7 protein-coding genes are annotated in these 10,337 nt (G+C 61.8%); 6 read left to right on the top strand and 1 reads right to left on the bottom strand.

The features are described 5' to 3' along the window. Positions 1–37: 37 nt before the first annotated feature. Positions 38–268: an MbtH family protein gene (locus G6N51_RS01530; RefSeq protein WP_047323580.1), complete on the bottom strand. Its 231-nt coding sequence runs from the start codon at positions 266–268 to the stop codon at positions 38–40. A 957-nt stretch (positions 269–1,225) separates the two neighbouring features. Here G6N51_RS01530 and G6N51_RS01525 point away from each other — a divergent pair. The 6 genes from G6N51_RS01525 (at position 1,226) to G6N51_RS01500 (ending at position 10,280) form a co-directional block, all read left to right on the top strand. Then, positions 1,226–1,657: an MmpS family protein gene (locus G6N51_RS01525; protein ID WP_232078506.1), complete on the top strand. Its 432-nt coding sequence runs from the start codon at positions 1,226–1,228 to the stop codon at positions 1,655–1,657. Then, a complete protein-coding gene (locus G6N51_RS01520) occupies positions 1,654–4,554 on the top strand; it encodes an MMPL/RND family transporter (RefSeq protein WP_083173558.1) in 2,901 nt (966 codons plus the stop codon). Before G6N51_RS01525 ends, G6N51_RS01520 begins: the two co-directional genes overlap by 4 nt. Positions 4,555–4,713: 159 nt before the next feature. Continuing rightward, positions 4,714–7,626 carry an MMPL/RND family transporter gene (locus tag G6N51_RS01515; RefSeq protein ID WP_083173557.1) on the top strand — a complete coding sequence of 971 codons (2,913 nt, stop codon included), beginning with the start codon at positions 4,714–4,716 and terminating at the stop codon, positions 7,624–7,626. 178 nt (positions 7,627–7,804) lie between these two features. Next, positions 7,805–8,752, top strand: coding sequence for an ATP-binding cassette domain-containing protein (locus tag G6N51_RS01510; RefSeq protein WP_083173564.1), 948 nt, complete (start codon positions 7,805–7,807; stop codon positions 8,750–8,752). Further along, entirely contained in the window at positions 8,749–9,489 is a 741-nt protein-coding gene (locus G6N51_RS01505; protein ID WP_083173556.1) for an ABC transporter permease, read from the top strand. Before G6N51_RS01510 ends, G6N51_RS01505 begins: the two co-directional genes overlap by 4 nt. Positions 9,490–9,518: 29 nt before the next feature. Beyond that, positions 9,519–10,280, top strand: coding sequence for an ABC transporter permease (locus G6N51_RS01500; protein WP_180134415.1), 762 nt, complete (start codon positions 9,519–9,521; stop codon positions 10,278–10,280). The last annotated feature ends 57 nt before the right edge of the window (positions 10,281–10,337 follow it).

Genomic DNA, 10,337 nt, shown 5'->3' with positions numbered 1-10,337 from the left:
CTCCCCCAAACCTCCACCCGCCCCATACCCCGACTCTTTACTGGTCAAAACCCCGGCCCGTTGCGAGCTTGTCGCGCAGACTCTTTGGCCGAATGTCGGGCCAGTTCTGTTCGATGTACTCCAAGCACGCAGCGCGGTCGGTCTCGCCGTACACCACTCGCCAGCCGGCTGGAACATCGGCGAAGGCCGGCCACAGGCTGTGTTGCTCCTCGTCGTTCACCAAGACGAAAAAGCTGCCGTTGTCGTCGTCGAATGGGTTGATGCTCACAGTTCTCCAAGCTGCTAGTTGACACGAGTGGAACCGCTCCAAACCCTACTGGAGGCACCAGCGCGCGTCCGTGGTTTGGACAAAGTTTCGGGTGTTACCTTCAGGCTCTTAACGCCGCCTAAAGATTGGGCCGGTGCGAGGCTGCGCAGCTGCCGCCGTTGGCAGCTGTGACCTGTAGCAATGGCGCACCGGTGCGGTTCGCGATTGGGCGCGGTCGACCTTCAAGGACGATGAAGTTTTGGTGGTTGTCGCCGCCTAGGATACCGGCCCTGGAGCCGCCGCGAAAATCACCGCGAGGCGACCGACGGCCGAGGGCGACCGCGGCGGAGGTCGGCGGCACCGGGTCGCCACGGAAATACCATCGCGAACCCATTGACTACGGGCGGTCATCGTCGTTAGCTGACCGGGGCTGTTGATCACTCAGCAAGCCTTGGCCACCGGGCCGACCTCGGGTGGGAGGATGCTATTTCGGACCGAGTGGGCCGCCCGGTGACAACCGGGTTAACCATCAGGGCCGGCGAAACAATAAAGTGCCGTTACGCACGCGGTATGCATTACGATCCCGTATCTCGTCGGAGAAGGGCTGATACGGAGACGATTGGCGTGGTTTACTCATGGAGACCTGGTCGCGCTCCCCGGGGGCGGGGCTCGTATGAGGTGCCGAAGCACGACTAGTCTGCGACGTACACCGCATTCGAAGTGTCCACACCCGGCGTATCGCTTCCGACGTGTAACGGGTTCGCCGGGCAGGCGGAATAACAAGAGACGTGCAAACGGGTAGAAGGGGGTGCGGTGACCGAACCCGACCTGCGGGCCCGGCCCGACGGCGCGAGGGAAGGCCGCGACAGTGGCCAGCGGCCTGGTCGCCGGCGGGGCTTTTTGGGCATCGGTCGCAAAGCCCCCGCCGGACCTCAGAGGCCAATTGGGCGGCAACAGACTCATCCCCGCGGGGCGGGGATGATCGCCGCGCTGAAGCGGCTGTGGATCCCGTTGCTTATCGTGGTGGTGGTCGCCATCGGAGGGATGACCGTCGCGCGGCTGCACGGCATCTTCGGCTCCGAGAAGCGCGAGTCGTATGCCGACACCCGGATCAAAGACACCAAACCTTTCAACCCGAAGCACATCAGGTACGAGATCTTCGGTCCGCCGGGGACGACTGCCGACATCAGCTATTTCGACGTCGACGGCAACCCGGTGCACGTCAACGGACAGCCCGTGCCGTGGTCTTTCGATATTTCGACGACGCTGCCATCGATCTTGGGAAACGTTGTGGCACAGGGTAATAGCGACACGCTCGGCTGCCGCATCGTGGTCGACGGTGTCGTCAAAGCCGAGAGGGTTTCGCACGAATTGAACGCGTTCACCTACTGCATGCTGACGGCCACATGAGCGACGTGCAGAGCGACCCGCATATGGAGAATGGCCGCCACGCAAGGCCATTCATTGCGCGGGCGATCCATGCGCTTTCCATACCCATCATCTTGGGATGGCTGGGGATCGCCGTCGTCATTGCCTTGGGCGTTCCACCGCTGGAAAAGGTCGAGGCAGAGAACGCGGTCCCGCTGAGTCCCGTTGCCGCACCGTCGTTTAAGGCGATGGCGCACCTCGGGCAGGACTTCAAGGAAACCAACTCCGGCGCGCTGGCGATGATCGTCCTGGAGAGTCAGCAACCTCTCGGCGACGAAGCGCACAAGTACTACAACCAGTTGATTCGTGAGTTGCGAGCCGACAAGCACGTGCAGAACGTCCAGGACTTCTGGGGCGATCCGGTCACGTCGAAGGCTGCGGAGAGTTCCGACTCGAAGGCCGTCTATGTGCAGGTTCAACTTGCCGGCACGCAGGGTGGGGCCGCGAGCGATGCATCGGTAGCGGCGATTCGACAAATAGTGGCGCGGACACCCACGCCGAACGGATTGAAGGCTTACGTAACCGGCCCGGCGCCAACAGTGGCGGACATGAACATCGCCGGTCAGAAGACCGTCATGCTGGTCACCGTCACCAGCCTCGCGGTGATCTTCATTACCCTGCTGCTGGTCTATCGATCGGTGACGACCGTCATTCTTTTGTTGCTGATGGTCGGGCTTCAATTGCAGGTGTCACGTGGAATAGTCGCTTTCCTAGGGCATCTCCAGCTATTGGGCCTCACCACGTTCGCCGTCAACCTGCTGGTCGCCGCGGTCATCGCAACGGGAACCGACTACGGCATCTTCTTCGTCGGCCGATATCAGGAAGCACGACAGGCCGGCGAGGACCGGGAAACGGCTTTCTACACCACGTTCGGCAGTGTAGCCAAAGTCGTGTTGGCTTCGGGTTTGACGATCGCCGGGGCGGTTTTCTGCCTCAACTTCACCCGATTGCCCTATTTCCAGCCACTGGGCATTCCCTGCGCCATCGGCATCACCGTCGCGGTTCTGGTGGCCCTCACGCTCGCGCCGGCGCTGCTCGTGGTCGGGGGCCGTTTCGGACTGTTCGACCCGAAACGGGTGATCACGACCCATCGGTGGCGGCGGATTGGCACGGCCATCGTACGGTGGCCGGCGCCCATTCTCATCACGACCTTAGCGATAGCACTGATCGGTCTAATAACTCTGCCGAATTACAACCCCAGCTATGACGATCAGAAATTCATCCCCGACGACATTCCCGCGAGTGTGGGAAATGCCGCCGCACAGCGGCATTTCCCTCAGTCGCGCACGATGATGCCCGAGATTCTGCTGCTGGAGAGCGACCACGATCTGCGCAACCCGGCCGACATGATCGTCTTGAACAAGGTGGCCAAGGGCGTCCTCGCGGTCCCGGGCGTTTCCACCGTGCAGTCGGTGACCCGGCCCGAGGGGATCCCGCTCGAGCACACGACGATCCCCTGGATCGTGAGCATGTCGCAGGCGAGCCAGCAGGTGAACATGGCGTTCCAGAAGGACCGCATGGACGACATGCTCAAGCAGGCCGAAGAACTATCGAAGATGATCCAGGTCATGCAGCACATGTATGGCCTGATGAAGGAGCTTGTCGCGACGACCCATCACATGGTTGGCAAAACGCATGAGATGCAGGAGATCACGAATGATCTGCGCGACAAGATTTCCGATTTCGAGGATTTCTTCAGGCCGGTTCGCAGTTACTTCTACTGGGAGCGGCACTGCTACGACATTCCGGTCTGCTTTTCGTTGCGATCCATATTCGACGCGCTCGACGGCGTCGACGAGATAACCGACAAGCTCAAAGAATTGGTGGCGGACCTGGATCAGCTCGACGTGCTGCTGCCGCAGATGGTCATCCTGCTGCCGCCCATGATCGAAAGCATGCAAAGTATGCGGACCATGATGCTGACCATGCACAGCACCATGGCCGGCGTCATGGGCCAGATGGAATCGCAGGGCAATAATTCGGCCGCGATGGGTCAGGCGTTCGACGCGTCCAGAAACGAGGACTCGTTCTACCTGCCGCCGGGAATCATCAATGACTCGGAGGCCTTCAAACGTGTGGAGAAAATCTTTATGTCGCCGGACGGAAAAGACGTCCGGATGCTCATTTCGCAAAAGGGCGATCCGGCGACGCCCGAAGGCCTTTCCCGCGTGGAACCCATCAAGACGGCGGCCGAAGAGGCGCTCAAGGGAACCCCGTTGGAAGACGCCAAGATCTATCTCACCGGCACCGCCGCGATCACGAAAGACATCGTGGACGGCTCCAAATGGGATCTCTTGATCGCGGGGGTCGCCGCGATCTGCCTCATTTTCATCATCATGCTGATCATGACGCGAAGTTTCATCGCCGCGCTGGTGATCGTCGGCACGGTGTTGCTGTCAATGGGCGCATCGTACGGGCTGTCCGTGCTCGTCTGGCAGTATCTTCTCGGCCTGCAACTGCACTGGACGGTGCTATCGACGTCCGTGATCGTCCTCCTGGCGGTGGGTTCGGACTACAACCTGCTGCTGGTCTCCCGGATGAAAGAGGAGCTTGCCGCCGGTATCAACACCGGCATCATCCGGGCGATGGCCGGGACCGGCAAGGTCGTCACCAATGCGGGCCTGGTGTTCGCGTTCACCATGGCTTCGATGGGTGTCAGCGACTTGCGCAGCGTCGCCCAGACGGGCACGACGATCGGGTTGGGTCTGCTGTTCGACACTTTGGTCGTGCGCGCGTTCATGACGCCGTCTGTCGCTGCGTTGCTGGGACGCTGGTTCTGGTGGCCGCAACGCGTGCGTCCGCGACCCGCCAGCTCGTTGCTACGGCCGTTAGGCCCCCGTCCGTTGGTGCGCTCGCTGTTGCTCAAAGAGCCGCTCTAACTGCCGGACTTCCACTTTCAGCACAGGCATAGCGACCGTGGGGAACATCGTGACACAGGACAACAGGGACGGCATTCGCCGCTGCGCCGAAGTGGACGGTGTGGTCAAGGCTGTGATGAGCCCGCAGCGGCGGAATGCCGCGGCGGCGTTGAGGGCCGCATGAGCACCGAAACCGGTCGAGGGCCGTTCTTCGCCCGGAGCATCCGCCGGTTCTCGGTGCTCATCGTCCTGGCGTGGGTCGCGCTGACGCTGCTGGTGACTTTCGGTGTTCCCTGGCTGGAGACGGTGGGCCGAGAGCATTCCGTGCCATTGGCTCCCCAGGACGCACCGGCGGTCCAGGCGATGCAGCGTATGGGCAAGGATTTCAAGGAGTCCGATTCGGACAGCATTGCAATGATCGTGCTGGAGGGGCAGCAGCGCCTCGGGGACGACGCTCACAACTATTACGACCAATTGGTCCGTGCGCTAAAAGCCGACCCGAAGCATGTCGAGCATGTCCAGGATCTATGGGGAGACCGGCTGACGGCGGCGGGTGCCCAGAGTGACGACGGCAAGGCCGTCTACGTGCAACTCAACCTGGCCGGCAACCAAGGCACCACCCTCGGTCAGGACTCCATCGCCGCGGTCCGCAGTATCATCGCGCATACCACGCCGCCGCCGGGGCTCAAGGTCTATGTCACCGGTCCATCAGCGCTGTTGTCGGACATGCAGCAGGCCGGTGACGGATCCATTCTGAAGATGACCGCGGTGGGCGCGCTGATCATTTTTGTGGTGCTGCTCTTCGTGTACCGGTCGGTCCTCACCGTAATTTTGTTGCTGGTCACCGTGGGAATCGAGGTCCTTGCGGCCCGCGGAATCGTCGCCTTTCTCGGCGATCACAGTCTCGTCGCGCTCTCCACTTTTGCCGTCAATCTGCTGGTGGCGCTTGCGATGGCGGCCGGAACCGACTACGCAATCTTCTTCTTCGGCCGTTACCAGGAAGCGCGCCAGGCCGGCGAGGACCGGGAAACGGCCTTCTACACCACCTATCGTGGCGTAGCCCCCGTTGTCTTGGGCTCCGGCTTGACGATCGCCGGGGCGATGTTGTGCCTCGGCTTTACCCGCATGCCCATCTTCCAGACCATGGGTGTGCCGTGCGCCGTGGGCATGCTCGTGGCGGTCGTGATCGCGCTTACCTTGGTTCCGGCGGTTATCACTCTCGGGAGCGGTTTCGGGCTCTTCGACCCCAGACGGGTTCTCGCCTTCGGTCGATGGCGCCGGATCGGCACGGCGATTGTCCGCTGGCCCGTACCCATTCTCGCTGCGACTATAGCGGTGGCCGTGGTCGGGCTGGTGACCCTGCCCGGCTATCAGACTAGCTACAACAACCGCTTCTACATGCCCAACGACATTCCCGCCAACGTCGGGTACGCGGCCGCCGATCGTCATTTCTCTCAAGCGCGGATGATGCCCGAAATCGTGATGATCGAATCGGACCACGACATGCGCAATCCGGCGGATTTCCTCGTCTTGCACAGACTGGCTAAGGCGATATTCAAGGTTCACGGCATCTCCCGGGTGCAGGGCATAACCCGACCCGAGGGCACCCCAATTCAGCACACGTCAATACCTTTCTTGATGCAAATGCAATACGCGGTGATGCAGCAAGATCAGACATACATGAAAGCCCGCACTGCAGACATGCTGAAGCAGGCGGACGTATTGTCCTTCCAAATTGCGTCGATGAAGCGCATGTACGCACTGCAAAAGCAGATAACGGCTATTACGCATGAGTCGATCGCCAAGACGAAAGAAATGCGTGACGTTATATCCGACCTCAGAGATCACTTTTCGGACTTCGAGGATTTCTTCAGGCCGCTCCGAAGCTATTTCTACTGGGAACGGCATTGCTACGACATCCCCATCTGCTGGGCTATGAGGAATATATTTGAGGAACTCGACGGTATCGACACGCTGAGCGATAAACTCGACGAACTTATTGTCGATCTGAACAAGATGGACGCGCTGCTGCCAAAACTGCTCGAGGTTTTTCCGGTGTCGATCGCGGTTGCCGAGGACGCGCGGAACATGCTGCTGACCAGTTACAGCACCATGAACGGAACCCTCGGCCAGATGAACAACCAGAAAGAGAACGCCACCGCCATGGGGGCGACGTTCGACGCCGCCAAGGACGACGATTCCTTTTATCTGCCGCCCGACATCTTCAAGAACGAGGATTTCAAGCGCGCGATGAGCCAGTTCTTGTCGCCGGACGGAAAAGCGGCGCGATTCATCATTTCCCACAAGGGCGATCCCGCGTCACCAGAGGGTCTCGCGCGTATCGACAAGATACGGACGGCGGCCGAGGAGGCGCTCAAGACGACCCCCCTGGAGCCGTCCAAGATCTACATCGCCGGCACCGCATCGACATTCAAAGACTTCCGCGATGGCTCCACCTACGATCTGTTCATCGCAGGAGTGGGCGCACTCTGCCTTATTTTCATCATCATGCTGATCATCACGCGAAGTTTCGTGGCCTCACTGGTAATCGTCGGCACTGTGGCACTTTCGCTCGGCTCGTCATTCGGTCTGTCCGTACTGATCTGGCAATACATCCTTGGCATAAATTTGTACTGGATGGTGCTGCCAATGTCTGTGATCGTCCTTCTGGCGGTGGGGTCCGACTACAACCTGTTGCTGGTGTCCCGGATGAGAGAGGAAATAGCCGGCGGTATCAACACCGGCATCATTAGGGCGATGGGCGGTACCGGTAAGGTCGTGACGAACGCGGGCCTGGTGTTCGCATTCACGATGGCCGCAATGGTGGTCAGCGATTTGCGGATCATCGGTCAGGTGGGTACCACCATTGGTCTAGGGCTGTTGTTCGACACGTTGATCGTACGCTCGTTCATGACACCGTCTATCGCCAGGCTGCTCGGACGTTGGTTCTGGTGGCCACAGATAGTTCGTCCGCGCCCCGCCAGTCAAATGCTTCGGGCTGAGGGGCCCCGTCCCCTGGTGCGATCCCTGTTGCTACACCGAAGGTTCGCCGACGATACGCCTACAACGGAAATTCCAAGGCCTTCGGTTTAATTGGTCTTGGCGATCTGCCGTCGTCGCAGGCGGCGAATGAGCTCGCGCGGGCAAACCAATTCTGCTTATTCACCCGCGGCAGCCGCACACAGCGAAAACCGGCGACGGTGCGGCCGGCAGTGTCATGTACTACCCGAACGGTCAACACGGGGGCATTCCGCATGAAATACTCACCACTGTGAGCCCATTGGCGATTGAGGTTGTCGGCCTCACAAAGACATTCGGGCAAAGCACGCCGGCGCTGCGTGGCGTCGACTTCTCGGTTCCGGCGGGGACGGTATGCGGCCTGCTCGGCCACAACGGCGCCGGCAAGACGACCACCATCAACATCCTTTCCACGCTGATCCGGCCGAGTTCGGGCCATGCCACCGTTGCCGGATATGACATCATCCGTCAGTCCGCCCAGGTGCGTGCCAGCATCGGGATGGCCGGCCAGTCCACCGCATTGGACCCTTTGCTCACCGGCCGAGAGAACCTGGTGTTGTTCGGGCGGCTGCGGGGTCTCCGCCGCAAGCAGGCCAAGGCTCGCGCCGACGAGCTGATCGATCAGTTCGACCTCGAGGCGGCCGGCGACCGGCGGGTATCCACATACTCCGGAGGCATGTGGCGGCGCGTCCACCTTGCCAGCGCATTGATGGTGCCCCCGAAGGTGCTGATCCTCGACGAGCCGACCACAGGGCTGGACCCGCGTAGCCGTCGCGCCGTGTGGTCGCTGGTGAGCTCGTTGGCCCTGCAGGGCATGACCGTGCTGCTTACCACGCAGTACTTGGAAGAAGCCGACGTACTCAGCGATTCGATCGTTGTCATCGACCACGGACAGGTGGTGGCCAGCGGCACCGCCGAGGACCTCAAGCGCAGGGCCGGTGGCAGCTATTGCCAGGTGACCCCGGCGAATCCTGCCGACTTACCGCAGGTCGCGGCGGCACTGACCGGGCTCGACGGGATCGACGTCGACGGCGAGGCCAATTCGGTCTCGCTGTTCGCCCCGGACGGAGTAACCACGCTGGCTGAGGTGTTTCGCAGGGTCGACGCACTGGGCATCGAGCTCGCCGACATCTCGCTGCGCAAGCCCTCACTGGACGAAGCGTTCCTGCACCTCACCGAACGGTCCGTGGCTCAGTCATGAGCGCATTGGCCGCCCTTACCGAACGCTCGCTGATGGCCTCCGCGCGCGACGGCGGGTTGGTTTTCGAGATAATGTCTCCCGTTGCGTATCTAGCCGGCTTCACTGCGGCGCTGCATGGTCTGGTCGAAACGCAGCGCATGACTTATTCACAGTATTTGGTTCCCGGCGTCGTCGCCCAGTCCGTGATCTTCGTCGCGCTGCTCACCGCCGATCGCGCGGCACGCGACCGCCTGACTTCGCTCGGTGAGCGTTTGGCGACTCTCCCGATCGCCGCAGTAGTCCCCGTAAGCGCGCGGATGGTCGCCACCCTGATGCGGGGGGCGCTCGCCCTCACGGTCGCAATGGTCGCCGGCTACGCGTTCGGTTTCCGGATCACCGGTGGAGCGGGGTACGCGCTGGCCTTCGTGCTCATCGCGTTGCTGTTGTGCCTGGCCGTGGCGCTGGGGGCCGATGCGATGGGCTCGAGCGCCAGAAGTATCCAGGGCGCCACCCAGCTCCTGTTCGTCCCACAGCTCATGCTCTTCATGCTGTCCACCGGAATTGCCCCGGAGAGCACATTCCCCCAATGGTTACGCCCGTTTGTCCGCAACCAGCCCGTGTCGCAGGTCGCCGAGACGCTGCGCAACCTGGCCACCGGCCGGGTTGTCTCTGGCAACCTAGCCATCAGCCTCGCCTGGTGTATGGGCATGGTATTGGTCTTCGGTGCGATCACGCTGCGGATGCAGAGGCGGACCTAGTGACAACGCAGCCGGGAATCCAGGGCTCGATGCTGGCCCAGAGCTGGGTGCAAGCGGGTCGACTCCTGACCCGGTGGCAGCGGGACCGAGCGGTGCTGATGGGTTCGCTGGTCTTGCCGATCTGCCTTCTCGTCACCTACAAGGTGGTGCTTGGCGAGCGGGTACATCAGGTCACCGGCGTCGAGAGCATCTACGGCCTGGTCCCGGTGAGCGCGGTGTTGTCCGCGCTATTCGGCGCTTTCAGCACCTCGGTCGGCATACAGCTCGAGCGCGAATCCGGGCTGCTCAGCCGCATGTGGGTGCTACCGATACACCGGGTGAGTGCGCTCGCCGGACGGATCGCCGCCGAGGCCGCGCGGGCACTCCTCGGGACGATTCTGATCACCGCGCTGGGAGTGGCGCTGGGCCTGCGGTTCGCACACGGCTGGGCCACGGCACTGCTTTACATTCTGATACCGCCAATCGTGGTAATCGGATTCACGGCGCTGGTGATGGCGCTTGCCATCCGTGCGAATGGTCGCACCGTCATGACGTGGCTGGCGGCCGGTACGGTCTCGCTGGCATTCCTCAATCCCGGCACGACCCCGATCGGGCTGTTCCCGGACTGGCTTCGTCCACTTGTTCGCATGCAACCGATGTCGCCACCGATAGAGGTGATGTGGGGACTGGCCCACGGCGGCCCCCTCCTCCAGCCTCTGGAGATGACTCTCCTCTGGGCGGTCGTGCTGTTAGCGCTGTTCATTCCGATGGCCCTGCGCGGCTATCGTTTCGCGGCCGAAGCCAACGCGTGAGGCGTTTCGACATCGCAATGCACCACGGCACCAAGGTCGTTGGCTCGGCTCACCCAA

It is taken from the genome of Mycobacterium paraseoulense, assembly GCF_010731655.1.
Lineage (GTDB): Bacteria > Actinomycetota > Actinomycetes > Mycobacteriales > Mycobacteriaceae > Mycobacterium > Mycobacterium paraseoulense.
This window is presented reverse-complemented; position numbering and strand designations above follow the sequence as displayed.

Coding starts and splice junctions, on each gene's coding strand:
- G6N51_RS01520 (WP_083173558.1), top strand. CDS start 1,654: ATGAGCGACGTGCAGAGCGACCCGCATATGGAGAATGGCCGCCACGCA.
- G6N51_RS01515 (WP_083173557.1), top strand. CDS start 4,714: ATGAGCACCGAAACCGGTCGAGGGCCGTTCTTCGCCCGGAGCATCCGC.
- G6N51_RS01525 (WP_232078506.1), top strand. CDS start 1,226: ATGATCGCCGCGCTGAAGCGGCTGTGGATCCCGTTGCTTATCGTGGTG.
- G6N51_RS01505 (WP_083173556.1), top strand. CDS start 8,749: ATGAGCGCATTGGCCGCCCTTACCGAACGCTCGCTGATGGCCTCCGCG.
- G6N51_RS01500 (WP_180134415.1), top strand. CDS start 9,519: ATGCTGGCCCAGAGCTGGGTGCAAGCGGGTCGACTCCTGACCCGGTGG.